Here is a 23,908-nt window from a genome sequence, read left to right as displayed (position 1 = left end):
GACTGAAGAAGGCATAAGCTAAACTGGCCAGGGCCCCCAGCCCCGCCCCCAGCCAGGCCCGCCAGCGAGCCGGATAGGGGTGGTAAAGCCGTCCACACAGCCAGATAATCAACCAGTTAAGACTGAGGTTAAGCAGGAAAATATCCTCAGCGTAGAGGGTGCCCATCGGCTGCACCTCCCGTTCCATCCTGATTATACAACAGAAGCTGGTCAGAAATTTGTCTAAATCGGGCAGGCAAAAAAGAAAACTCCTGTCTAATACAGACAGGAGTTTGTCGAAATCCTGGTAAGTTTAGCGGCGGTTACGCAGGAAAGGCGGGATGACAATATTGTCATCACTGGGTGCCACGGTACGGCCATAAAGCTTGTCCTGCTGACCAGGCCGCTGGAAGGGATTGCTGCCCTGGCTGACCCGCTCTGTAACCTGATCAAAGCCAGTGGCGATAACGGTTACCCGTACTTCATCCTTGAGGTTATCATCGATAACGGCACCGAAGATGATATTGGCATCAGGATCAGCGGCATTGGTGATGGTTTCTGCCGCTTCATAGACTTCCAGAATGCCCAGCTTGCTGTCCCCGGTGATATTGATCAGCACCCCTTTAGCGCCATCAATGGAGGTTTCCAGCAAGGGGCTGGAAATAGCCATCCGGGCCGCTTCCGCTGCCCGCTTCTCCCCGGTGGCGGTGCCGATACCCATCAGGGCAGACCCGGTTTCGAACATGATGGTTTTCACATCCGCAAAATCCAGGTTGATTAAACCGGGCACAGCAATAACGTCGGTGATGCCCTGAACCCCCTGGCGCAGCACATCATCGGCCAGACGGAAGGCATCAATGAAGGAAGTGTTCTTGTCAGCGATTTGCAGCAAACGGTCATTGGGGATGGTGATCAGGGTATCCACCCGGGCCTTGAGATTGGCCACCCCCCGTTCCGCCTGGGTCATGCGCTTGCGGCCCTCAAAGCTGAAAGGCTTGGTCACTACACCCACAGTCAGAGCGCCCAGCTCCTTGGCCACCTCAGCCACTACCGGCGCAGCTCCGGTACCGGTACCGCCGCCCATGCCGGCAGTAACAAATACCATATCTGCTCCCTTAAGGGCTTCCACCAGGGCATCCCGGCTTTCTTCCGCCGCTCTCTCCCCGATATCGGGATTGGCCCCGGCACCCAGACCTTTGGTCAGCTTGGCGCCAATCTGGATTTTGTGACTGGCCTGGGAAAGATATAAGGCCTGTGCATCCGTATTCACAGCTATAAACTCCACACCTTTGAGGCCGGAGGCTATCATGCGGTTAACAGCGTTATTTCCACCGCCACCCACGCCGATTACTTTTATGTTGCAGAACTGATTCAGGTCCAGATCGAATTCCAGCATTTACCTAACCTCCCTTAAAAAGTCCCTGTAATAAGATTCAACGCGGAAGGCGGTTTTCCTTTTTTTTAATAGGGATTTTTTCTAATTTTTTATGAGATAACGGCGGATTATGGCCAGGTTCTGGAACAGGCGTACCCCGAAGGCAAAAATTGCCGCCATGTAGAGGTCAACCCCCAGCCTTTCCCCCAGGTAGGCCAGCAAACCGGCCATCAGGGTATTGGTAAAAAATCCACTGATAAAGATTTTAGTATCAAATTTCCCTTCCATGCCTGCGCGGATACCGCCAAAAACGGAATCAAGGGCAGCCAGCACCGCCACTGACAGATAACGGGCATAGGTTACCGGCAAAGCCAGGGGAGAACTTAAACCGATCACTAATCCTATAATCAGACCCAGGATGGGCAACCACATTTTCCTGTCCTCCTTTATTCCACCGTCTTATAGGTGGGATAGCCCTGATGGCTAACATCCACATACAATAGTTTTTTATCTTTGACCTCTTTCCATACCTGCAAAAAGAGATTTATCTTCTGTTGCCCTCTCTCTCCGTCGCCCAGCCGTACTTCAATGCCATCCACCGTATACAGTTTCAGATTGTTTTCATCCCGCACATCGATTTCCGATGTTGAGAGGTACAATTCCCGGGGCAAAATCTTGAGCAGCGCCAGGCCACTGCTGATTCCCGGCTGGTTTAGCTTCAGTCCCGGGTGAGGCTGTTTTAGCTGGATACCGGTCAAAAGAGGCAAATTTTTTTCCTGGAGGGAGTCCACTGCCTGCAGTAATACCCCCTCTTCATCGATCAGCCAGAAGCGCCCCTGGTAAGGCACCAGCCCCAGACCCTGGCGTTCCTGGACGGCAATGATAATCCGGGAGGGTAAGTCCCGTTTTACCTCCACTCCCTTTAACAGGGGGTGCATGGCCAGTTTACGCGCCGCTTCCCCGGTATTGACCTTGAAGATATTTTCGCCGGGGTTGATCCCACTCATCTTGCGCAGGGAATCCTGCTCCAGGACATTATTCCCCTGCACAACAATACTGTTAATATTAAACAAAGATGATTGCAAAAAAACATAAAAAGCTGTCACCAGCAAAGCCAGAAAAAACAAACTCTGCCACAGTCGCCAGCGCCGCCTGGGCCGACCATAACGAGCCACCTTCCGCTGCAAGCCTCTCACCTCCCCGGTTCTTTTTTTATTATACTGCATTTTAATGTCTGCGGCGAGAGGGCCTGTCCAGGAAAAAACCAAAAAAAGCAGCCTTAGCTGCCTGTAATCCGGCGCATCTGCGCCCCTACCTGACAATACTTCTCTACGAAGGCCTCATAACCCCGCTCCAGGTGCTGAATATTTTCCACAATGGTCTTTCCTTCTGCTGCCAGCCCGGCCAGAGCCAGGGCGGCAGCTGCTCTCAGGTCGGTAGCACTCACTTCTGCCCCGGTCAGTTTGGCTACTCCTTTAATAAAGGCCGTGCCATTTTCCGTTTTGATATTGGCGCCCAGCCGGTTGAGCTCCGGTACTTGATTAAAGCGGGCTTCAAAAATATTTTCTGTAATCAAACTGATGCCAGGGACCAGGGTCAAGAGAGCCATAAACTGGGCCTGCATATCAGTGGGAAAGCCGGGATAGGGCTGGGTGCGAATATCCACCGCCTTCAACTGCCAGTCGTGCGGGAAAACGGTAATATAATCATCCCCGATTTCCAGCTTAACCCCCATTTCCATCAGTTTGGCGGTCACCGCTTCCACGTGCTCGGGTATAATGTTTTTCACCGTTAACTGGCCGTTGGTAATCACTCCCGCCACCAGATGGGTTCCCGCTTCAATGCGATCAGGAATAATACTGTGACTGGTTCCCTTCAGTTTTTTTACTCCCTCAATCTTGATTACATCTGTCCCGGCACCGCGGATGCGAGCTCCCATTTTGTTGAGCAAATTCTGCAAATCCACGATTTCCGGTTCCTTGGCAGCATTGCGGATTACCGTTGTACCGGCCGCCAGGGTAGCCGCCATCATAATGTTTTCCGTCGCACCCACACTGGCCACATCCAGGTGAATAACCGTTCCCTGCAAGGGCAGAGGGCCATGGGCCTTGATATACCCTCCCGAAATGGCAATATCCTGGCAACCCAGGGCCCGAAATCCCTTGATATGCTGATCCATCTGCCGTGACCCGATACTGCAACCGCCGGGCATGGATAGATGAGCCATGCCGCAACGCGCTAGCAATGGACCCAGTAGAAGGTTGGAGGCCCGGATTTTGCGCACCAGTTCATTGGGCACTTCCCGGCTGGCATCCAGATTCCGGCCACTGATTGCCCACCGTCCGTCCTCCAGCTCCCTGATCGTCCCTCCCACCTGCTGGATTACTTCCAGCATTGCCTCCACATCTTTGATGCGGGGCAGATTGTCAAACACCACTTCTTCTTCGGTAAGCAATGCTGCTGCTAGCAGCGGCAAAGCCGCATTCTTGGCAGCACTGACAGTGATGGTACCTTGCAATGGGCGCCCACCCACAATTTCCAGTTTAGCCTGATTAGCCATGCTGTCACCCCACAATCTGCACTTCCGGTTCCAGCTTGATGCCGTGGACCTGGGCCACCCTCGCCTGAACCCGCTCCATCAGGCGCAAGGCCTCGCTTGCCGTACCTCCTCCTAAATTGACAAAAAAATTGGCATGCACCGGGGAGACCTGGATTTGGCCTTCCTGCCAGCCTTTGCAACCGGCGCTTTCAATCAACCGACCGGCACTCCCCCCGGGGGGATTTTTGAACACACTGCCACAGCTGGGTAAGTTCAGGGGCTGATGCTGTTGCCGCCAGGCCAGCAGTTCCTGGGCCCGCTGCTGTAACTGAACCGGGTCAGCAGGTGTCAAACGGAAACTGGCTTCGATTACCACTCCTGGCCGCGCTGCCTTGAGCCGGGAGCTGCGGTAGCCATAATCCAGTTCCTGGCTGGACCAGACTTCCTCTTCTCCCTGCCAGTTCAGGATGGTGACCTTCTCCACCACCTCGGCCATCTGGCCGCCATGGGCGCCGGCATTCATCAGTACAGCCCCGCCCACAGTGGCCGGTATGCCCCCGGCCCATTCCAGTCCGGCCAGACCGGCCGCCATGGTTTTCCGGGCCAGTACCGGCAACAATACCCCTGCCTGGGCCCTGATTTTTTCCCCGCTCAGTTCCAGCTGCTGCAGTTTGCTCAGTTTGAGGGCAACTCCCGGCCAGCCGCTATCCCTGACCAGCAGATTGGAGCCATTGCCCAGCACCAGCAGAGGAATTTGCTTCTCCTGGCAATAACGGAGCAAAGCCGCCACCTGATCCGGCCTTTCCGGCAGGACCAGGGCCCGGGCTGGTCCTCCCAGCTTCCAGGTGGTATGGCGGCTGAGCGGCTCCTGCCAGCGGATTTCCCCGAAACCTCCTTCTAGCCGGAAGCTACTTCTGTCCACAGCTGCCGCCCCTCTTTCTCTGCTTCCAGTAAAATTTGTGCCAGCTCTTCTCCCACCTGCCGGATATTACCCGCTCCCATGGTCAAGACCAGATCACCGGGCTTAAGAATTTGCAACAGCTTCTCCTTTAATTGAGGCAAAGTGGGACAATACAGGGTCCGGGCCCGCACCTCGGCAGGCATAGCGGCAATTATCCCTTCTGTGCTTACCCCCGGGATGGGGTCTTCCCCCGCACTATAAATGTCTGTCAGTAACACCAGGTCAGCCTCAGCGAAAGATTGGGCAAATTCCTCACCCAAAAATTTGGTCCGGGTGTAGCGGTGGGGCTGGAAACAGGCCACCAGCCGCCGGGGTCCAGCCTGACGTGCCGCTTTCAGGGTAGCCTGCACTTCGGTGGGATGATGGGCATAATCATCCACCACCCAGATACCCAGATGCCGGCCCAGGGTTTCAAACCGACGCATTACACCCTGGAACTGAGCCAACCCATCAGCGATCGCCGGAAAAGCCAGGCCAAAATGCCGGCCCAGGGCTACTGCCGCCAGGGCATTGACTGCATTATGGCGCCCGGGAACAGCCAGGCGCAGCTGCCCCAGTTTTTGCCCACCCTCGTAGACGGTCGCCACCTGCCAGGCTCCTTCCCGCACCGGCTCCTCTACCCGGTAATCAGCAGTAGCAGCAAAACCGTAAGTTAGTTTAGGCCCCTTATGTTCAGCCGCCAGGCTGGCGGTGAGGGGATTGTCGATGCCCAGGACTGCCAGGCCATCGCCAGGCAAACGGTTCAGATAGGTGCGAAAAGCGGTGATGATTTTGCTCAAATCCCCGTAATAGTCCAGGTGGTCTGCCTCGATATTGGTTACCACGCCGTACTTGATGGGCAGTTTGAGGAAGGAACCATCGCTTTCATCCGCCTCGGCCACCAGATAACGGCCCTGACCCAGACGGGCATTGCCGCCGATGGTGCGGAAGGTACCACCTACCACCACCGTGGGATCCAGCCCGGCCTGTAACAACATGGTGGCTACCATGCCGGTGGTAGTGGTCTTGCCATGAGCCCCGGCAATGCCAATTCCTTCCTGTTGCTGCATAAACCAGGCCAGCAAATCGGAGCGATGCCAGATAGGCAGGCCTATTTGCTGAGCCCGCACCAGCTCGGGGTTTTCCGGCCTGATAGCGGTAGAAACCACCACCAGTTCTGCCCCCTCCACCAGTTCCGCCCGATGACCGATACTGACCCGGGCACCCATTCGCTCCAATTTGGCTGTTACCTGGCTGGCCTTCACATCCGAACCGCTCACCTGATGGCCACGGCCCAGCAGCAGTTCCGCCAGGCCGCTCATACCTGAACCACCTATACCGATAAAATGGACCCGGCCCTTGATTTCTTTCACTGTGCTTCAACCCCTTTCCGGAAGCGCATAGCATTCTATGAATTTTGCCTATAATGTGTGACCGGGCTTGTCCGGTCCACTGCCAAAAAATTAACGGGCTTTTTCCAGTAAAAACTCCATCAGATCCGCTAAGGCCTGCGGTCTCCCCAGCTGGCGGGCAGCTGCCGCCATTTCCTGCAAACGCCGGGGCTGTTGCAATAATTCCGTCAGCAAACTTACCAGCCGCTGGCCATTCAGTTCCCGGTCCAGCAGCATGCGGGCCGCTCCCGCCTGGACCAGGGCCCTGGCGTTGTATTCCTGATGGTTTTCCGCTGCATAGGGATAGGGCACCAGAATAGCAGGCAGGCCACGCACAGTAATTTCCGCCAGTGTAGTAGCCCCGGCCCGGCAGAGAATCAGGTCGGCAGCCGCCAGGGCATGGGCCATCTGGTGTTCGTAGGGTTTAATGTAAATATTGCCCTTTTTATAGTTTTCTATACCTAAAACGGAAATTGATTCCATGGTTTCAGCAAAAGTAAGCTCACCGGTTATATGGACTATATCCAGAGGAGGCAACTGGTTGAGCGCCCGGTAGAACCCCAGCATGGCCCGGTTGATACTGCGCGCTCCCCGGCTACCCCCGGTAACCAGCAGGACCGGGCGTTTGCCCTCCAGCCCCAGATAGGCCAGCCCTTCCTCCCGGCTTACCCGGCTGATTTCCGGCCGCACCGGCAAACCGGTTACCCGGTACTCCACCCCGGCCGGAAAACGGGCAGCTGCCTCCGGGAAAGTCAGGGCTACTCCCGCCACCCGCCGGGCCAGCAAACGATTGGCCAGACCGGGAAAGGCATTTTGTTCATGTAAAAGAGCAGGAATTCCGGCCAGGGTAGCCAGGGCCACCACAGGAAAGGAGACATAACCCCCGGTGCCGAGCACCACCTGGGGCCGAAATTCCCTCAGAATTCGCCGCCCCTGTTTTAATCCCCGCAGCAGGCGGGGAGTAAAAGTCAGCAATTCCCGGTTGATAGTGCGCGGCAGTCCCTGTACCTCCACCGTCAGGAATGGAATACCCGTGGGCGGCACCAGTCGGGCTTCCAGGCCCCTGCTGGTGCCCACATAAAGCACCGAGCCGCTGCCAAACCGCTCCTGCCAGGCCCGGGCCACCGCCAGGGCTGGATATATGTGCCCCCCGGTTCCACCACCGGTCACCAGTAGACGCATAGTTTCACCTTCTTTATGTCAATGGTCAAGGGTATAGCGGGAAATATTGAGCAAAAGTCCAATCCCGGCCATTGAGAACACCAGGGAGGTGCCACCAAAACTGATAAACGGCAAAGTAATACCCGTTACCGGCAGAGAACCGGTTACCACCCCGATATTGACCACTGCCTGCAAGCCTACCATTGAAGTCAGACCGGCAGCCAGCAAACTGGCATAGGCATCCGGGGCGGTAATAGCCACCCTTAGCCCTCGCCAGACCAGGATCATAAACAGAAAGATGACCAGGGCCCCGCCCAGAAAACCCAGCTCTTCCCCGATAATAGCAAAAATGAAGTCAGTATGCTGTTCCGGCAAATAGAAATATTTTTGCAAACTCTGCCCCAGCCCCTTGCCAAAAAAGCCACCGGAACCAATGGCATAAAGGGACTGGATAATATGATAACCACTGCCCATGGGATCAGCTTCCGGATCCAGAAAGGCCAGAAATCGCCGCATGCGGTAGGGCTCCAGGACAATGGCCAGCGCCACCGCCGCCAGCCCGCTTAACGCCAGCCCGACCAGCTGTTTATAGGGCACTCCGGCCGCATACAGCATAATATAGACTGTACCCGCCAGCGCCACAGCTGTCCCCAGGTCAGGCTGCAGCAAAATCAGGCCACAGACCAGCCCCAGTACCCCCAGCAAAGGCAATGTGCCCCTGGTAAAGGAATGAAGCTGTTGCCGGGCTGCAGCCAGATAATGGGCGGAAAACAGCACCATACATAACTTGATGGTTTCCGAAGGCTGGAAACTCATAAACCCCAGATTGATCCAGCGCTGTGCCCCATTGACCGTCTTACCCACTCCCGGCAAGAGGACCAGAAGCAGCAGGGCAATGGCCAGAAACAGGGCCGGCATAGTAAAGCGTCGCCAGCGCCAGTAATCCACATTTTGCATGACCAGGAGGGTAATGGTGCCCAGACAGGCCCAGAGGAGCTGTTTTTTAAAGAAGAAAAAGACATCCCCTTCATAACGGTAATAACTGGTTACGGAGCTGGAACTGAAAACCATAACCAGACCAAACACCAGCAGGGACATTACGGCCAGAAAAAGCAGAAAATCGGGCGCCCTTCTCCTGGTATACACGGGTCATTACCTCCTTAAACTGTGAACCAGCTGTTTAAAGAGTTCCCCCCGTTCTTCATAATTGTTGAACATATCCCAACTAGCACAAGCCGGGGATAAAAGGACTACATCGCCAGGCCGGGCGGCGGCGGCAGCCAGATGCACCGCTTCAGCAAAGGTGCTGGCCCGGTAAATGGGACTGACCCCTGCCTCAATGGCTGCTGCTTCAATGGCAGGAGCAGCCTGCCCTACCAGCACCAGCGCCCGGCATTTTTCCTTGATTTTGCGGGCAAACAGACCGAAGTCACTGCCCTTGTTTTTGCCACCAGCAATGAGGACAATCGGCTGCTCATAAGCCTCCAGGGCCTTAATGGCCGCATCAGGATTGGTGCCTTTGGAATCATTAATATACCTTACTCCCTGGATTTCCGCCACAAATTCCAGGCGATGAGGAACTCCAGGGAAAGTTTTCAGGGTCCGGGCCAGATCCGCAGCCTCTATTCCCAGGGCCCAGCCTGCACCCACAGCTGCCAGGGCGTTTTCCAGGTTATGGGCTCCCGGAATGGCAATTTCACTGGCCGGACAGATCACGGTAGTCTGTCCGCCGCTTTTCACCACTACCTGCCCCTCCTCACAGCAGACCCCTTCTTCCAGTCTATGCGTGCGGCTGAAAAATATAACCCGGGCCCGGGTTTGAGCCGCCATTGCCCGTACCCATTCATCATCATAATTGAGGACTGCGAAATCTTCCGGCTGCTGATTGGCCAGGATTTTGGCCTTGGCAGCCGCATAATTTTCCATCGTCCCATGGCGGTCCAGATGGTCAGGGGTGACATTGAGGATCACCGCTACTCTGGGCCGGAATTCCACTGTAGTTTCAGCCTGAAAACTGCTGACTTCCACTACATAGACCCCATAATCGCCTCTGGTTTCCGCAATCAGGGGCTGCCCGATATTCCCCGCCACACAGGGCTTTAACCCGGCCTGGCGAGTCATGGCACCAATCAGGGATGTGGTGGTGGTTTTGCCATTGGTGCCGGTAATAGCTACCAGCGGCTGGTTAATGTAGCGGGAAGCCAGCTCAATCTCACTGAAAACCGGTATGCCTTCTGCCATCGCCTCTGCCACAGGTGAAACGGTCAGGGGCACTCCCGGGCTGGGTACCACCAGGTCATACTCCTGTCGGCTTACCCGGGGATAGCTACCAGCCACTACCCTGACGCCTGCCTGTTCCAGTTCAGCAGCCTTCTCCCCCAGTTCCTCCCGGCTCTTGGCATCACAGACGGTCACTCGCGCCCCTGCTTCCCGGGCAAAGCGGGCAACTGCTACCCCACTTTTGGCCATCCCTACTACCAGTATATTTTTATCCAGTAAATCCATGTCTAATCCTCCTTATCCTACCATGCCGGCCAGCCAGAGCAACAGGCCAATAGCACAGGCAATGGCGGCAGCGCTCCAGAAGGTCCGTACTACCCGGCTTTCCGGCCAGCCTCCCAGCTCAAAGTGATGGTGCAAAGGACTCATACGGAAAACCCGTTTACCCGTAGTTTTAAAAGATATTACCTGGATGATGACGGACAGGGTTTCAGCAGCATAAACCGCTCCCAGTACCGGTAACAATAGTTCCGTCCTGGTCACCACTGCCAGTGCGGTTAGCGCTCCCCCCAGAGCCAGGGAACCAGTATCCCCCATAAACACCTGTGCTGGATGCCGGTTATAGCGTAAAAAGCCCAAACAGGCTCCCGCCAGGGCTGCCGCAAACAGGGCTGCCGCTGGCTGGCCCTGACCCGCTCCAATTACCGCATAGGTAAGGGCAACGATAGTAGTAACCCCGGCTGCCAGTCCATCCAGTCCGTCAGTCAGGTTGACAGCATTGGTGGTGCCCACCGCCACCAGCCAGATAAAAAGGGCAAAGAGAGGAAAGGATAGGTCCAGCGGTTGGCCCAGCACCGGCAGCATGATGCGGGGTCCGTGGTCAAGACCATAAGCTGCCATCCAGGCCAGAGCCAGGGCCAGCAGAGTCTGCGCCAGCATCTTCTGTTTGGCCTTGAGGCCCAGGTTGCGTTTCATCACAACTTTTATGTAATCATCAACAAAACCGATCAAGCCATAGCCGATAGTAAACAAGAGCAACACCAGCGTCTCCAGCTGCCAGGGCAAGAGCAAGGGGGTTACCACCAGCAGGCTGACCAGCATCATCAACCCACCCATGGTGGGAGTGCCAGCCTTGGCCTGGTGGGCTTTGGGCCCATCCTCCCGGATATACTGACCGAATTTGAGCCGGCGCAACCAGGGCAAAAAAACAGGCCCCAGAACCAGGGTAAAAAGTGCCGACAAAGCAAAAACCAGTGCAATTTTAACCATTGGCCATAGTCTCCTCCTGCTCCAGTTCTCCGATAATCTTCTCCAATCCCATGCCACGGGAGGCTTTAAACAATATAGTCACTCCCGGCCGGAGCCAGGGCTTTAACAGCCCGGCTGCTCCTTCCCGTCCCGGCAAGGCCCTGATTCGGTCTGCGGCCAGCCCTGCCCTGGCCGCTTCCTCGGCAATCCAGCGGGCCCGGGGGCCAATGGTGAGGAGAAAAGCCAGTCCCATCCTGCCGGCTTCCCGCCCCAGCTGGCGATGAGCCTCTTCCTCGATCGGCCCCAGTTCCAGCATGTCTCCCAGGACAGCCACCTTTTCCCCCGGCTGCCGGGCCAGGATGGCCAGCGCCACCGCCATGGACTGGGGATTGGCATTATAAGCATCATTTCTTATCACCGCACCCTTGATTTCTTTCTTTTCCAGGCGCATACCGGAGAGACGAGCCTGAGCCAGAGCTGCCCCGCTGCGGGTCACATCGCCCCCCAGAGCCCAGACTGCGGCCAGGGCGGCCAGGGCGTTATTGACCATGGCCTCCCCGGGCAGGGGCAAAGTCAGGTCCAGCAGCCCCACTGGTGTTAACACCTGAAAGCGGCTGCTTTCCGCCTCCAGCTGCAGGGAGGTCAACCGAAAATGACAATCTTCCCCCCGTCCATACCAGATCACGTCCCCCTGCCATTCCTGGCCCAGCCGGCGCAAGTAAGGGTCATCCCCCCAGAGAATGGCCCGACCGCCGGCCTTGAGCCCGTAGAGCAATTCCCCTTTGGCCCGGGCGATAGCCTCCCGGCTGCCCAGCAGTTCGATATGGGCATCCCCGATATTGGTGATTATGCCCAGATCGGGCCGGGCGATGTCAGCCAGGGTTGCGATCTGACCCGGCCCCCGCATGCCCATTTCTGTAACCAGAATCTCTTCCTGGCCCGTAAGACTCAAAATAGTCAGGGGAAGTCCGATTTCGTTATTGAGATTGCCCTGAGTCCCCCGAACCGACCAGCTGGATCCCAGAGCCTGTACCAGCAGATCTTTGGTAGAAGTTTTGCCCACACTGCCGGTGACAGCCACCACTTTCCCGCCCCAGCGCTGGCGAACATAAGCTGCCAGCTGCTGCAGTGCCACCAGGGTATCCTTCACCAGAATCAAGGGCAAGTCCAGGGCCTCTGCCGGCAGGCGGCTGACAATAGCCGCCTCCGCTCCTGCTGACGCTACCTGGGGTAAAAAGCTATGGGCATCATGCTTTTCCCCTACCAGAGCGATGAAGAGCTGTCCCGGCTGGACCCGCCGGCTGTCAGTAACCACCTCGCTGATGACCGTTTCCGGCTGACCGCCCTTTAGTTCTCCCTGGACAGCACTGGCGATTTCCGCCAGAGTCAATGGCAACATGCTCCTCACCCTTTCCGCTGCCATTCTTCCCGCACAACCTGGCGGTCATCAAAAGGCAGCACCTGCTGACCGATAATCTGGTAAGTCTCATGGCCTTTACCGGCTATCAGCACCAGATCGCCAGGCTGGGCCAGTTCCAGGGCCCGGCGAATTCCTGCCCGCCGATCCACAATCTTTTCATAAGGCACATTCCCTCCGGCTTCCCGCACTCCCGGCTCAATCTCATCCAGAATGGCCGCCGCATCCTCGGTGCGGGGGTTATCTGAGGTTATGATCACATAATCACTGTAACGGGCGGCAATGGCACCCATTTTCGGCCGCTTGCCCCGGTCGCGGTCCCCGCCACAGCCAAACACGGTAATCAGCCTCCCCTGTCCGGCCGGTACCAGCTGGCGGGCAGTCCGGCAAACATTATCCAGTCCATCAGGCGTATGGGCATAATCCACGATCACGGTAAAGGGCTGACCGGCCTCCACCTTTTCAAAACGACCGGCCACCCCGGGGACAGCGGCCAGAGCCTGCTTGATTAAGTCCAGTTCATAACCCAGAGCCAGTCCAGCACCAAGGGCAGCCAGGGCATTATAAACATTGAAATCCCCTGTCAGCTGCAACTGGATTTCCGCCTCCCCTCTGGGGGTAACAACCTGGAAACTGACGCCACTGGCAGTAATGCGAGGATGCAGGGCCCTGACCATAGCCCCTTTCTGTCGGCCATAGGTCCAGACCTCCAGACCCTCCCTTTCCGCCAGCTGGCGGAAATAGTCCCCCTGGGCATCATCCAGGTTAATGACCGCAATGCGGCAACGCTCCTTTTTAAACAATAACGCCTTGGCCGCCCGGTAATTTTCCAGAGTGCCGTGGTAATCCAGATGGTCCTGGGTTAGGTTGGTAAAAATCCCCACAGCAAAGTAACATTCATCCACCCGGCCCAGGTCCAGACCATGGGAGGATACTTCCATCACCACATGGCTGGCCCCCCGCTCCACCATGTGTTTCAGGTTCGCCTGCAATTCCAGGGGCAGGGGAGTGGTATTTTCAGCAGGCAAAATCTCCTCCCCCAGACGGTTGTAAATGGTACCCATCAGGCCCACTTTGTGCCCGGCCTGGCGCAGAATTGCTTCCACCAGATGGGTAGTGGTAGTCTTGCCATTGGTACCGGTTACCCCGATCAAGGTCAGCTTGCTGGCTGGATAGCCGTAAAAGCGGGCAGCCAGCGGAGCCAGGGCCCGACGGCTGTCTGGCACTTCAATCCAGGTAACATTTTCCGGCCAGTCTGCCGGTTTCTTCTCCCCCACCACTGCCACCGCTCCGGCAGCCAGAGCCTGAGGAATAAAAGCATGGCCATCCACCCGAAAACCCGGGATTGCCACAAAGAGAAAGCCCGGTTCCACCCGGCGGGAGTCGTGGGCAATCCCCTTTATTTCTACTGCCAGCGATCCTATCACCTGGCTGGTCTTCAGTCCTTGAAGCAGTTCACTTAGAATCACGCTGAATGCCTCCTTATCCGGTCTTGGCAAAGCTTTCCTTAATATATTATGTATTATTCACTATAAAATAAAATTATAAACTAAAGAGCCGGCGGCAGCAACTCTGTCCACCGGCTCGCTTTTTAATCCTTGAGTTCAGAATCAGGCAAGGTTCCGGCCGTTGGCTGGGTCGGATTGTTCCCTCCACTTCCTCCTTCTGCCGGAGGGCGGAATTTCACCCTGACCACCGTTCCAGCCACCACCTTTTCCCCGGGAGCTATGCTTTGCTCATAGGCCACCCCGCTGCCTTCCGCCTCCAGCCTCAATCCGGTCAAAGCCAGCAAGGTAGCGGCATCCCGCAGGGTTTTGCCACTAACATCCGGTACTGTCACCCTGGTACCCGCAGGCACTTCACCCCGCCGGGTGGAGAGAAGGATTTCCGTGCCCTGGGTGACCACAGCTCCTGCCAGAGGGAACTGGCGCTGGACCACGCCCTGTTCCCCTTCCACCAGCACCTTGAGTCCGGCCTTTTCCGCCAGCTGCCTGGCCTCCGCTACCGGCAGGTTGACCAGGGAAGGCACTTCCACTGCCTTGAGCTTTTCGCCTGGCTGTTCCGGCCGGGATTGCCGGGGTATCAGTTTGGGATCAGGTTTAACCCCGGCATCCAGCTGGGGCATTACCCCCAGATACTTCAGAGTGTCACCCATCACCGCCCCGAATACAGGAGCAGCGATGACCCCACCATAATATTCTCCGCCCTGGGGTTCATCGATCACCACCAGAGCTGCTACCCGGGGGTTATCCGCCGGGGCAAAACCGACAAAGGAAGCCACATACTTGCCAGCCACATATCCCCCTCCAGGCCCGGCTTTCTGGGCTGTACCCGTTTTTCCGGCCGCCCGGTAGCCTTCCAGATAGGCTTTTTGCCCGGTACCACGGGCCACCACGTGTTCCAGGATCCCTCGCAGTTCCCGGGCCGTAGTGGTGGAAATCACCTGCCGCACCGGCTGGGGTGCAAAGGTCCTGACCACATTGCCTTTTATATCCCGGATTTCCTTAACAACCTGGGGTTTCATCAGCATCCCATCATTGGCCACCGCAGCCACTGCGGTAATCAGCTGAATGGGTGTAACAGCATTGGACTGGCCGATGGCCATGGTAGCCAGATCAAGCTGGGTCGCTTTTTTCGGATTGACCAGAATCCCTTCCCCTTCCCCCGGCAGGGAAATGCCGGTGGGCATGCCAAAACCGAAAGCCCGCACGTAGCGACTGAATTTTTCCACTCCCAGCCGCAAAGCCACCTCAATAAAACCCGGGTTACAGGAATTCTGGGCCACTTCCACAAAGCTCTGGCTGCCGTGGCCTCCGGCTTTCCAGCATTTAATCTTTTTTCCCAGCACTTCTTTAAAACCGGGATCATAAAAACGGTCCTGGGGCCGCACTACCCCTTCCTCCAGAGCAGCTGCGGCAGTGATGACCTTGAAAGTAGAACCAGGCTCGTAGGCATCTGCTACGGCAAAATTCTTGGACCACAGTTCATGGGGGAACTTGAAATACTGGTTAGGGTCATAGGTTGGCCGCACCCCCATGGCCAGGATTTCCCCGGTTTTGACATCCATTACTATTATGGCAGCATGAGCGGGTTTGTGCTTTTCCATCACCTTATCCAGTTCCCGTTCCACGAAATGCTGGATAGTCTCATCAATGGTCAGCACCACACTGTTGCCTTCTACCGAGGGATAATAACGGTGGGTAGCCTGGGGAATGGGCCGACCTGCTGCATCATATTCCACCACAATTTTTCCCGGTATTCCCCGTAACTCTTTCTCCAGGGCCGCCTCTATCCCGCCACCGCCGATATTGCCGCGAAACTGAACAAACCCCAGCAAATGAGCAGCAAAACTGCCATTGGGGTAATAACGCAACGGTTCCTCATACAGGGAAATCCCGGGCAGGTTTTTTTCCCGGATTTTCCTGGCTTTCTGGCTGTCGATCTTGTTGGCTATCCAGACAAAACTGGCCTTCTTGCTTAATAATTTAATCAGTTTTTCTTTGTCCATTTCCAGAATGGGAGCTAGTTCCTCTGCCACCGCCACCGGATCTTTAATCTGGCTTGGAGTCGCTCCAACCGAATCGGCACTGACACTGATGGCCAGCTCTTTACCATTACGGTCATAGATTACACCGCGCTTGGGTTCCAGCTGCACTTCCCGCAACCTGTTTTCCAGCGCCTTATTAGTCAGTTCATCGCCGCGGATGAACTGCAACCAGGCCAGCCGCAACAGCAGCAAAATCAAAATAAGGCCGATACCGGCCATTAAGATGGAAATCCGCCTCCGCATGATAATACCGGTGGCATACACCACGCCCCACTCCTTCGCCGATTAATTGATTCTGGCTTCAGCGGTTCCTTTCTTGATCTGGGCAAAAAATTCCGTTAAAGACTGCTGAATGGTCTGGGCAGCAGAAACCACCGGGGACTTTTTCTCTTTTACAGGTGCGGTATGTACCGATTCCGCCTGGACTGGTGCTGTTACCGCTACCATCTGCGTCCCATCAGGTCTGACCATCCCCAGTTTGGTGGTAGCAATTGCCTCAATCCGCTGCAAAGACTTGAGCTGATCTACCTGCATCTGCAGTTGCTGATTTTCCGCTTCTGCCAGCGCCAGCTGTTTCTGCAACTGGTCCAGCCGGTAGCCGGCCTGAGCCAGCATGGCATAACGATAAGCGGCCACTAATCCTAAAATAAACCCCACCATGACCACCGTCAAGAGCAAAGCGACATTTTCTTTCTTTCTTTTTCTGGCAACCGGTCTTTTTGCGGGCCGTTGTCTGGTCGCCTGCTCGGCATAATGGAAATCCACCCTCTCCTTCGCTACCAACAATTTATTCAACCTCCTGTCCCTCTATGACTTAAATTTTTTCCGCCACCCTTAATCTGGCACTGCGGGCCCGCGGGTTCTCTGCCACTTCCTCCGCCGAAGGCTCAATTGCTTTTCCGATCAGCTTGACTTCCGGCTGTTTTCCACAAACACATACCGGCAACTCCGGCGGACAAACACAGGTCCGGGCCAATTCGGCCAGGGTTTGTTTGGCTATTCTATCCTCCAGGGAGTGAAAGGTGATCACCGCCACCCTGCCCCCGGATTTCAACATCCGCACCGCCTGCAACAGGGCAGAGCGGAAATTTTCCAGTTCATTATTGACAGCTATCCGCAAAGCCTGAAAAGTCCGTTTGGCGGGATGGGGCCCCCCGGTCCTGGCTTTGACCGGAATGGCTCTTTTGATCAGTTCCACTAGCTGTCCGGTAGTTTCTAACGGCCGGTTTGTGCGTTCCCGCACAATCAGGGCGGCAATTTTATTGGCCCAGCGTTCCTCTCCATATTCTCTGATGATCCGGGCGATTTCCGCCTCCGGCCATTCGTTCAGTAAATCACGAGCGCTGATTGGCTGAGTCGGGTCCATGCGCATATCCAGCACGGCATCATGCTGGTAGGAAAACCCTCTTTCCGGCGTATCCAGCTGATAGGATGACACTCCCAGGTCAAAGAGGATGCCATCCACACCTGTATAGCCCAGCTCCTGCAGTTTCTCCTCCAATTTCACGAAATTGGACTGAACCAGGGTTACCCGTTCACCGAATTCTTTCAGCCTTTCCCCTGCTGCCCGGATGGCCGCCGGATCCTGGTCAAAGGCCACCAGTTTGCCAGCGGGCCCGGTTCTGAGCAGTATCTCCTGGCTGTGGCCGCCTCCTCCCAGGGTACAGTCCACATAGACACCCCCTGGTCGCAGGTTCAGGGCCGCCATGCATTCTTCCAGTAACACTGACTTGTGTCGAAACTCCACTGCTGTCAGCTCCTTTGTCCCTAAATTCCCAAATCCAGGTCTACGATTTTTTCAGCAATTTCACTGTAGGAAGCTTCGGCTTCCTGACTGTATTTTTCCCACAGTTCCTTGCTCCATATCTCCACCCGGCTGGAAACCCCCAGGAATACCACATCCTTATCCAGTTTGGCATATTCCCTCAGGTTAGCCGGCAACAGGATCCTCCCCTGCCTGTCCACTTCACATTCAGTAGCCCCGGAAAAGAAAAAACGGACAAAGGCCCTGGCATCAGCCCGGGTGAAAGGTAAGGCTTTCAGCTTTTGTTCTAAGATCTGCCATTCGTTCATGGGGTAAAGAAAAAGGCAATTGTCCATGCCTTTGGTGGCGACAAAGCGATCTCCCAGGCCAGTCCTGAGTTTGGCGGGAATAATCAGCCGGCCTTTGGGATCGATGGTATGATGATATTCCCCCATGAACATCCATTTTCACCCCACTTCGCCACCACAACTAACCACTTCTCACCACTTTACTCCACTATATTCTCTATTCATTGCTTTTTTCCTGCTGCTGGCTGAAAAAAAGTCCCAAAAACTTTTAATCACTGCTACATAAAACAGCGGGTTCCATGCTTTTAGACCGCACAGAACCCGCTGTTCTCAATTAATGTTTTTCTTCTTTACTTCCCTTTTTGCAAAAATTCGCCGATGGCTTTATCCCGTTGACTGATGTGTTCCCGCAACCAGTCCACCACCCGGCGCTGTACCGCAAGAACCACCATGGTAGAAGGACCTTCCCGGTTAAACTGCTCTTTCAGTTTGGCAAAATCCTGAATAAAGGCCTGATGCTGGGCCAGGTGTTCATTAAAAGCGGGATAGTTGTGGCTCTGCATCAGTTTTTCTTCAGCGGTAAAGTGCACCACCACATAGTCTTCGAGAAACTTCAGGATATTGCCCACTTCTTCCTTACCCTTCCCCTGGGACATGGCGGTTAACAGGTTATCAATGCGGCGAAACAGTTCCTGATGTTGCCGGTCAATTTCCGCTACTCCTACCGCCAGGGCTGGCGTCCAGTTTACTGCCATTGTCTTCACTCCCCCCGGTTTTATTAATAATGATTACCATTCGACAGAATTCGTGAATTTCCTCTTTATCTATAGAGGCTGCAAAAAAATTTTTCTTGACTTGAAGAAGGCGATTTCCCGATATCCTACCGCTTTCAACAGGTCTATCGCCTTATCCCAGTTATATCCTACCTGCTCCGGCTTGTGGGCATCGGAACCAAAGGTGACCGGCACGCCAGCCCGGGCGCAGCGGGCCAGAAAATCGGCATCCGGAAACTGTTCCCTGGCCGGTACCCGCCAGCCGGCTGTATTGATTTCCACTGCCACCTGGCATTGGGCCAGGATTGCCACAGTCTCATCATAGAGGCGATACAACTGGCTGGGCCGGGGTGGATCAAACTTCTTAATCAAATCAGCATGGCCGATGATATCGAAAACCCCGGCCAGGGCCGATTCCTGGATCAGGCGATAATATTCTTCCCAGTATTGTTCCGGATCCCGCCGGTTATATTCCTCCAGTTGCCGGGGATCATCAAAGCCCCAGTCATCCAGGAAGTGTACCGAGCCGATGATATAGTCCCAGTCATAACCAGCCAGGGCTTGCAGGAGCCGGGGTTTACAGCCCGGCAGGTAGTCAGCTTCTATGCCAAGGCGGATGGAGATACCTGGATATCTTTGTTGCAATTGCTTAACCTCTGCCACATAGCCGGGTAACTGGGCAAAGGTCATGGCGATTTCCGGATCCCGTTTGGCTTCCGGCAACCAGTACATGGGCAGATGATCAGCAAAGCCTATTTCCGCAAAACCACGGGCCAGGGCTGCCTCTACATATTCTTCCATCCTGCCGCTGGCATGGCCGCAGCGGGCGGTGTGAATGTGATAATCAACCTTCATGTTTTTCTCCCTCCAGACGGGCCAGCAAAGTGGGCAAAGCCCGCAAGGTATTGACCGGCATGATGTGGATACCCGGCACCAGGGTTCTGAGCTCGCGGATGAGCTCAACAGTTATGGCCAGCCCCTCCGCCAGAGGGTCTGTTGCTTTTTCCAGGGCGCGAATCATAGCCGGGGGCACCTGAATGCCGGGAATGTTGGCATTCATAAAATGCGCCATCCGGGCGGAACGCAGTGGTATCACCCCGGCCAGGATGGGGACGCCCAATTCCCCCGCCTCTTGCAGGAAATCCGCCAGGATGCCGGGGTCATAGATGGCCTGGGTCTGGACAAAGGCTGCCCCGGCCCGGATTTTTTTCTGCAGTTTCCAGATCTGCATTTCCCTGAGTTCCGGGGCCGGGTTAACCACCGCCCCCAGAAACAAATCCGGTACTCCCTGCAAGGGTTCACCGTTTAAGGCAAAACCCCGGCGCAAATTGTCAGCAGCAGCCAGCAATTGGACCGAATCCAGGTCAAAAACCGGTTTGGCGCCAGGACAGTCCCCCACCAGCGTATGGTCCCCGGTTAGCAGCAAAAAATTGCGCACACCCAGAGCTGCTGCCCCCAGGATTTCCGACTGCAGAGCCAAACGGTTGCGATCCCGGCAGGTAAACTGGCAAATAGGTTCCAGGCCAGCCTGAAGCAAAAGAGCGGCCATTGCTACCGGGCTCATGCGCATGACCGCTCGCTGGTTATCGGTGATATTATAAGCTGTAACTTTCTCTTTGATAGCAAGGGCCAGCTCCAGCACTTCCTGAAAAGCAATCCCCCGGGGCGGGGGCAACTCAACCGTTAATACCTGACGCCCCTGAGCCAGTTTTTGCTGCAACAAGGCTACCTCTCCTTATCCGTAGAATTTCAAATTGATGCCCGCATTCGCTGGCAGAGCAACTGCAGCGGTTTTGGCTTTTTGAAAGATCAGGGCCCAGCCGCAGCGGCGGCTGCCCACCTCGCACTGGCCGCCCGGCCTGGTGCCCCCACAGGGCCCGCTGTTCAAGCCTTTGGCACAGGCTCGCACCGGACAAATGTCAAAGGTCTGCTGCTTGAGACAGGTCTGGCAAAGCTGACAGGATTTAGCGGGCTGCGGCATTGCTCTGGCCCCCCCTTTTCTTTTCCTTGCCCCAGGTAGCAAGGCTGATCAACACCGGAGTATCATCCCGACCACAGGCACAGGGGGAAGTGGACCAGATACCTTTGAGCTGGCTGACATATCGGACCAGGGGCCAGGCCTGCAGGCGCAGGCTGGTCAGCAGCAGTCGGTTGCCAGGAGACTGCTGGGCCAGAACATGTTCATGCAACCAGTGGATACTGCCCTTTTCACAGGTAATGGCTGCCGGGAAGGGCAACCAGGCTGGCTGCACCAGAGCCGTTACCTCCCCGTTGCTGATTTGCCGCGCCTCCTGGATGGCCTCCGCCAGGCCCCCTTCTTCCCCTTCCAGCCAGACCAGCAACAGCCGTTTCAGGGGCAGCCCATAGAGGTAAGGCAGTTGCTCCTTTCCCATGATCAGCACGGTGGGTTCCTTGCCCACCAGGGTGGAGGCCAGAGCCCGGGCTTCAATCAACACCGGTAAGGCTCCCAGCCGTTCCAGGGCCGGAACGGCCCAGTCCAGCAGGCCCGGCAGGGGCGGGCAGATTACCACCTTATCCCCTTTGCCGATACCGGCAAATTGAAAGAGAGTCTGGTAGGCCTCAATCCCCTGTTCCTTGTCCTTGCTGGTATAGGGCACCAGCCGGCGGCCACCCCGGCCATCGGTAACGGTGATCAACCCATTCCAGTATTCTTCTTCAGTCAGCTGAATTCCTTCCGGCCAATCATCTATTTCCACCTGGGGCCAGCGGCCAAATACCTGCCAGTCGGTCAGGTCCTTGGGATGGAGTTGCCAGCGATCCCAGAGCTGCCGGTACCAGGCACTGCGGCTGTAAGCATACCAGCAGGTTTCTCTGGCCAGCAACTGTTGCAGCCCCTGAATTTTTTGCCATTGGTTCTGTTTTCTCATCGTCTGCACCCCTTTCCCGAAAACAAAAAATCCTCTCCTGCAGATAAGCAGAAGAGGACATAAATAGCCTTCTTCCTCTTATCTGTCAGGTAAACACCTGCAGGAATTGGCACATTTCCCATCCGTCGTCCCCAACGCATGGGCTGTTGCCGGGTTTCATCGGGCCAGTCCCTCCACCTCTCTGGATAAGAGTACGAATTCCTATGAAATTGTTTACAAAGCTATTTTATGCAGATCAGGGGAAAATGTCAACTGTTTTAGAAAATTTTTTCCGCCAGCTCAGCTGTTATATGGTAAACCTTTTCCGCTGCTGCCACAGACAGGGTTCCTGTGCCACAGCTGGGAGTCAGCCAGCTCCGGGGCAGCACCAGTTCCCGGTCCAGTCCTCGCTGTTCCAGGGCTGCCAGCACTTCCTGCCAGCGGGCCAGCAGGGACTCTGCGGTCTCAGTCTCAATCCGGGGAGAAGTGGGTACCAGTCCCCAGGCCACTTCCCCACCTCGCTGGAAATAGGCCTGCAAAGCCGGTATATGTACCAGCAAGGAGGTAAGATATTCATAGGCATCAAAGAAGAGAATATCCAGCGGGCATTCCATCACCATGGACCAGTCCGTACCGGCACAGCAATGCAGACCGGTTCTTCCGCCCTCGGCCTTGATGGCAGTCATAACCGTGGTCAAATCCTCCTTGATGCCTTCCCGGGTCAGGGTAATGTGGGTGGATAGCCCCAGAGCATAGATACCTGGATCATCCACCGAGACTATTACCGGCAACCCCGTTTCTTCCCGCAAAAAACGGGTCTGCCAGCGGGCTCCCATTTCACAGGCCTTCAGGATCACGTCCCGCAACTGCTCATCATAGTAAGCCGCCCGGCCATCGGGTTGCAAGAGCTGAAAGCCGATGGTAATGGGGCCACTCAGCTGGCCTTTTACTCCCTGGGCCTGCCAGTTGCCAGCCTGAATGGAACGGACCAGGGCGTAAAGGCCGCTGGCACTTGCTTCCGGCAGGGCAAAAGCGGCCAGAGCCCTGCTCTCCCCCTCCTGAGCTGCCAGGTAAAGTTCGTAGAAATCCGCCAGACGCAGGGGAAAATCTTCCCCGTCGGTAGCAAAAACCAGTTTTGTACCTCTTTTTTCTACCAGACCCAGCTGGATGAGCGGGGAAACATACTGGGGTACAAACTCCTCCTGCCAGCCCCGGGCGGGAAATTGCGGCCAGTGCGGCCAGTCTCCCATATATTTTTGGATTAATGCCAGTCCTGCTTCAATCTCCTGATGGGGCAAACTGCCGATTCCTGTTACTTTTACTGCCATAACTACCGTCCCTCCTTAAAAAGTCCCACTTGCAGAAAAAAACCCAGGGCCATACTAACTGAAATCACCCAGGCCGGGTGGATTTTAAGCCAGAGCAGGGCCAGCAGGGAAGCAGCCGCAATTATCCAGGTGAACTGGTCGGGAAAGGCATTTGCTCCCATTTCCCAGGCTGTCTGAATCAGCAGCACAACCACCACGGGCCGTACCGCCTTCAACATCCCTGCAATCCCCGGGTGATGGCGATAACGCCAGAAAAAAGCCCCCAGGGCCACCACCGCTACGGCAGTGGGCACCACTACGCCAGCCAGAGCAACAACCGCCCCCCACCAGCCGGCCATTTTATAACCTACATAAGCTGCCATCTTGGTGGCAATAGGTCCGGGCAGGGCATTGGCCATGGCCAGCATATCAGTGAATTCCTCTTTGCTCATCCAGTGGTAATTTTCCACCACTTCCTGCTGGGCCAGCGGAATGGCTGCCGGGCCACCACCATAGCCGAAAATGCCTACTTTAAAAAAAGCCAGAAACAATTGCCAGATTGTCAGCATAATTTGCCCTCCCCCAGGCACTTGCCTGCAAAGCTGTGATATTTTTGCCAGAATCCGATGCCATCCATGCTCAGTGCAGAAGCGATGGCTTCCCAGAGATTGGCCCCCGGACTGAGGCCAGGTGCCAGACAGGGGTAAAGATAGTATAAACGCCCGGCAAAAGGCGTTAAATCCCGGGGCCTGACAGTGCTGGCCAGGATCCGGGCCTGCGGCCAGTGTCCGGCTCCCTTTTGCAGCAAATGGCTATCCCCGGCCAGCCAGTCAAAAGTCCGCGGGCCCAGGGGCCGCCAGCGTCGCTGCCCTTCCTGCTGTTGCCGCTGGGGATAAAGATAACGCAAGGGCAGCCGCCTTAAACCAGGCATGGTCAGCCGGGCCAGCACCTGAAAACCCTTGAGACCGGGAAAAAGCAGAGGCAAACCCAGGGCCAGCCAGGCATCCCCCAGCCAGAGGTCTGCCCCGCTGGTCAGCAGAGCCTGAGCCAGCCAGGGGCGGTCCAGGGCAGAAGCCAGCAGCACTCTGCTCC

At 55.9% G+C, this 23,908-nt stretch carries 24 protein-coding genes, 1 pseudogene and 1 riboswitch; all 25 genes and pseudogenes read right to left on the bottom strand.

The window, feature by feature from the left end; translation table 11 throughout:
• Positions 1-166, bottom strand: a 166-nt coding sequence (locus tag JDF658_RS15050; RefSeq protein ID WP_200805683.1) for a sigma-E processing peptidase SpoIIGA, incomplete at its 3' end; no start/stop codon positions are given.
• Positions 167-292: 126 nt separating this feature from the next.
• Positions 293-1,375, bottom strand: a complete 1,083-nt coding sequence (gene ftsZ / locus JDF658_RS12470; protein WP_078664591.1) for a cell division protein FtsZ — start codon at positions 1,373-1,375, stop codon at positions 293-295.
• An 81-nt stretch (positions 1,376-1,456) separates the two neighbouring features.
• Positions 1,457-1,786, bottom strand: coding sequence for a small basic family protein (locus tag JDF658_RS12465; RefSeq protein ID WP_078664590.1), 330 nt, complete (start codon positions 1,784-1,786; stop codon positions 1,457-1,459).
• A gap of 14 nt (positions 1,787-1,800) precedes the next feature.
• Complete coding sequence (locus tag JDF658_RS12460) at positions 1,801-2,541, bottom strand: cell division protein FtsQ/DivIB (protein ID WP_159071907.1); 741 nt, start codon at positions 2,539-2,541, stop codon at positions 1,801-1,803.
• 92 nt (positions 2,542-2,633) lie between these two features.
• Complete coding sequence (gene murA / locus JDF658_RS12455; RefSeq protein ID WP_078664588.1) at positions 2,634-3,914, bottom strand: UDP-N-acetylglucosamine 1-carboxyvinyltransferase; 1,281 nt, start codon at positions 3,912-3,914, stop codon at positions 2,634-2,636.
• Positions 3,915-3,918: 4 nt separating this feature from the next.
• Positions 3,919-4,815: a UDP-N-acetylmuramate dehydrogenase gene (gene murB, locus JDF658_RS12450; protein ID WP_079907878.1), complete on the bottom strand. Its 897-nt coding sequence runs from the start codon at positions 4,813-4,815 to the stop codon at positions 3,919-3,921.
• On the bottom strand, positions 4,791-6,206 hold the full coding sequence (gene murC / locus JDF658_RS12445) for a UDP-N-acetylmuramate--L-alanine ligase (RefSeq protein ID WP_278308127.1): 1,416 nt from the start codon (positions 6,204-6,206) through the stop codon (positions 4,791-4,793). The genes murB and murC overlap by 25 nt, the downstream gene beginning before the upstream one ends.
• A 90-nt stretch (positions 6,207-6,296) precedes the next feature.
• Positions 6,297-7,406, bottom strand: coding sequence for an undecaprenyldiphospho-muramoylpentapeptide beta-N-acetylglucosaminyltransferase (murG, locus tag JDF658_RS12440; protein ID WP_079907877.1), 1,110 nt, complete (start codon positions 7,404-7,406; stop codon positions 6,297-6,299).
• 18 nt (positions 7,407-7,424) lie between these two features.
• On the bottom strand, positions 7,425-8,531 hold the full coding sequence (ftsW, locus tag JDF658_RS12435; RefSeq protein WP_143312005.1) for a putative lipid II flippase FtsW: 1,107 nt from the start codon (positions 8,529-8,531) through the stop codon (positions 7,425-7,427).
• Between the two features lie 6 nt (positions 8,532-8,537).
• Positions 8,538-9,890, bottom strand: coding sequence for a UDP-N-acetylmuramoyl-L-alanine--D-glutamate ligase (gene murD, locus JDF658_RS12430; protein ID WP_079907876.1), 1,353 nt, complete (start codon positions 9,888-9,890; stop codon positions 8,538-8,540).
• A 12-nt stretch (positions 9,891-9,902) separates the two neighbouring features.
• Positions 9,903-10,874 carry a phospho-N-acetylmuramoyl-pentapeptide-transferase gene (gene mraY, locus JDF658_RS12425; RefSeq protein WP_078664584.1) on the bottom strand — a complete coding sequence of 324 codons (972 nt, stop codon included), beginning with the start codon at positions 10,872-10,874 and terminating at the stop codon, positions 9,903-9,905.
• Complete coding sequence (gene murF, locus JDF658_RS12420) at positions 10,867-12,252, bottom strand: UDP-N-acetylmuramoyl-tripeptide--D-alanyl-D-alanine ligase (protein ID WP_159446635.1); 1,386 nt, start codon at positions 12,250-12,252, stop codon at positions 10,867-10,869. The genes mraY and murF overlap by 8 nt, the downstream gene beginning before the upstream one ends.
• A 5-nt stretch (positions 12,253-12,257) precedes the next feature.
• A complete protein-coding gene (locus JDF658_RS12415) occupies positions 12,258-13,739 on the bottom strand; it encodes a UDP-N-acetylmuramoyl-L-alanyl-D-glutamate--2,6-diaminopimelate ligase (RefSeq protein ID WP_079907872.1) in 1,482 nt (493 codons plus the stop codon).
• Between the two features lie 122 nt (positions 13,740-13,861).
• Positions 13,862-16,081: a stage V sporulation protein D gene (locus JDF658_RS12410; protein ID WP_107753676.1), complete on the bottom strand. Its 2,220-nt coding sequence runs from the start codon at positions 16,079-16,081 to the stop codon at positions 13,862-13,864.
• Between the two features lie 21 nt (positions 16,082-16,102).
• Entirely contained in the window at positions 16,103-16,603 is a 501-nt protein-coding gene (locus JDF658_RS12405; protein WP_078664581.1) for a cell division protein FtsL, read from the bottom strand.
• 28 nt (positions 16,604-16,631) lie between these two features.
• Positions 16,632-17,564 (bottom strand): 16S rRNA (cytosine(1402)-N(4))-methyltransferase RsmH, encoded by a 933-nt coding sequence (gene rsmH, locus JDF658_RS12400; RefSeq protein ID WP_079907870.1) that lies wholly within the window; start codon positions 17,562-17,564, stop codon positions 16,632-16,634.
• 20 nt (positions 17,565-17,584) lie between these two features.
• Positions 17,585-18,022: a division/cell wall cluster transcriptional repressor MraZ gene (gene mraZ / locus JDF658_RS12395; protein WP_079907869.1), complete on the bottom strand. Its 438-nt coding sequence runs from the start codon at positions 18,020-18,022 to the stop codon at positions 17,585-17,587.
• Positions 18,023-18,219: 197 nt separating this feature from the next.
• Positions 18,220-18,624 (bottom strand): bacteriohemerythrin, encoded by a 405-nt coding sequence (locus JDF658_RS12390; protein ID WP_078664578.1) that lies wholly within the window; start codon positions 18,622-18,624, stop codon positions 18,220-18,222.
• Between the two features lie 69 nt (positions 18,625-18,693).
• A complete protein-coding gene (locus JDF658_RS12385; RefSeq protein WP_079907867.1) occupies positions 18,694-19,497 on the bottom strand; it encodes a histidinol-phosphatase HisJ family protein in 804 nt (267 codons plus the stop codon).
• Positions 19,487-20,365 carry a methylenetetrahydrofolate reductase gene (locus JDF658_RS12380; protein ID WP_079907866.1) on the bottom strand — a complete coding sequence of 293 codons (879 nt, stop codon included), beginning with the start codon at positions 20,363-20,365 and terminating at the stop codon, positions 19,487-19,489. Before JDF658_RS12380 ends, JDF658_RS12385 begins: the two co-directional genes overlap by 11 nt.
• A gap of 12 nt (positions 20,366-20,377) precedes the next feature.
• The gene (locus tag JDF658_RS12375) at positions 20,378-20,623 is read right to left on the bottom strand and encodes a methylenetetrahydrofolate reductase C-terminal domain-containing protein (protein ID WP_078664575.1); all 246 of its coding nucleotides are present in this window, start codon (positions 20,621-20,623) and stop codon (positions 20,378-20,380) included.
• On the bottom strand, positions 20,607-21,530 hold the full coding sequence (locus JDF658_RS12370) for a hypothetical protein (protein ID WP_078664574.1): 924 nt from the start codon (positions 21,528-21,530) through the stop codon (positions 20,607-20,609). Before JDF658_RS12370 ends, JDF658_RS12375 begins: the two co-directional genes overlap by 17 nt.
• 75 nt (positions 21,531-21,605) lie before the next feature.
• A riboswitch (SAM riboswitch) is annotated at positions 21,606-21,722 on the bottom strand.
• 65 nt (positions 21,723-21,787) lie between these two features.
• The gene (locus JDF658_RS12365) at positions 21,788-22,837 is read right to left on the bottom strand and encodes a hypothetical protein (protein ID WP_079907864.1); all 1,050 of its coding nucleotides are present in this window, start codon (positions 22,835-22,837) and stop codon (positions 21,788-21,790) included.
• Positions 22,838-22,839: 2 nt separating this feature from the next.
• On the bottom strand, positions 22,840-23,385 hold the full coding sequence (locus JDF658_RS12360; protein ID WP_078664572.1) for a chromate transporter: 546 nt from the start codon (positions 23,383-23,385) through the stop codon (positions 22,840-22,842).
• Positions 23,379-23,908: pseudogene (locus JDF658_RS14510) on the bottom strand (hypothetical protein); the annotation flags it as partial. The pseudogene JDF658_RS14510 and the gene JDF658_RS12360, both read right to left, overlap by 7 nt.

The organism is Carboxydocella sp. JDF658, assembly GCF_002049395.1.
Classification (GTDB): Bacteria; Bacillota.
The sequence above is the reverse complement of the archived record's forward strand: the minus strand, read 5'-3'. Positions and strand labels throughout refer to the sequence as shown.

Bases quoted from the DNA above. Each gene is read 5' to 3' on its own strand.
- ftsZ (WP_078664591.1), bottom strand. From the start codon at position 1,375: ATGCTGGAATTCGATCTGGACCTGAATCAGTTCTGCAACATAAAAGTA.
- JDF658_RS12465 (WP_078664590.1), bottom strand. From the start codon at position 1,786: ATGTGGTTGCCCATCCTGGGTCTGATTATAGGATTAGTGATCGGTTTA.
- murA (WP_078664588.1), bottom strand. From the start codon at position 3,914: ATGGCTAATCAGGCTAAACTGGAAATTGTGGGTGGGCGCCCATTGCAA.
- murG (WP_079907877.1), bottom strand. From the start codon at position 7,406: ATGCGTCTACTGGTGACCGGTGGTGGAACCGGGGGGCACATATATCCA.
- murD (WP_079907876.1), bottom strand. From the start codon at position 9,890: ATGGATTTACTGGATAAAAATATACTGGTAGTAGGGATGGCCAAAAGT.
- mraY (WP_078664584.1), bottom strand. From the start codon at position 10,874: ATGGTTAAAATTGCACTGGTTTTTGCTTTGTCGGCACTTTTTACCCTG.
- murF (WP_159446635.1), bottom strand. From the start codon at position 12,252: ATGTTGCCATTGACTCTGGCGGAAATCGCCAGTGCTGTCCAGGGAGAA.
- mraZ (WP_079907869.1), bottom strand. From the start codon at position 18,022: ATGTTCATGGGGGAATATCATCATACCATCGATCCCAAAGGCCGGCTG.
- JDF658_RS12390 (WP_078664578.1), bottom strand. From the start codon at position 18,624: ATGGCAGTAAACTGGACGCCAGCCCTGGCGGTAGGAGTAGCGGAAATT.
- JDF658_RS12385 (WP_079907867.1), bottom strand. From the start codon at position 19,497: ATGAAGGTTGATTATCACATTCACACCGCCCGCTGCGGCCATGCCAGC.
- JDF658_RS12375 (WP_078664575.1), bottom strand. From the start codon at position 20,623: ATGCCGCAGCCCGCTAAATCCTGTCAGCTTTGCCAGACCTGTCTCAAG.
- JDF658_RS12370 (WP_078664574.1), bottom strand. From the start codon at position 21,530: ATGAGAAAACAGAACCAATGGCAAAAAATTCAGGGGCTGCAACAGTTG.
- JDF658_RS12365 (WP_079907864.1), bottom strand. From the start codon at position 22,837: ATGGCAGTAAAAGTAACAGGAATCGGCAGTTTGCCCCATCAGGAGATT.
- JDF658_RS12360 (WP_078664572.1), bottom strand. From the start codon at position 23,385: ATGCTGACAATCTGGCAATTGTTTCTGGCTTTTTTTAAAGTAGGCATT.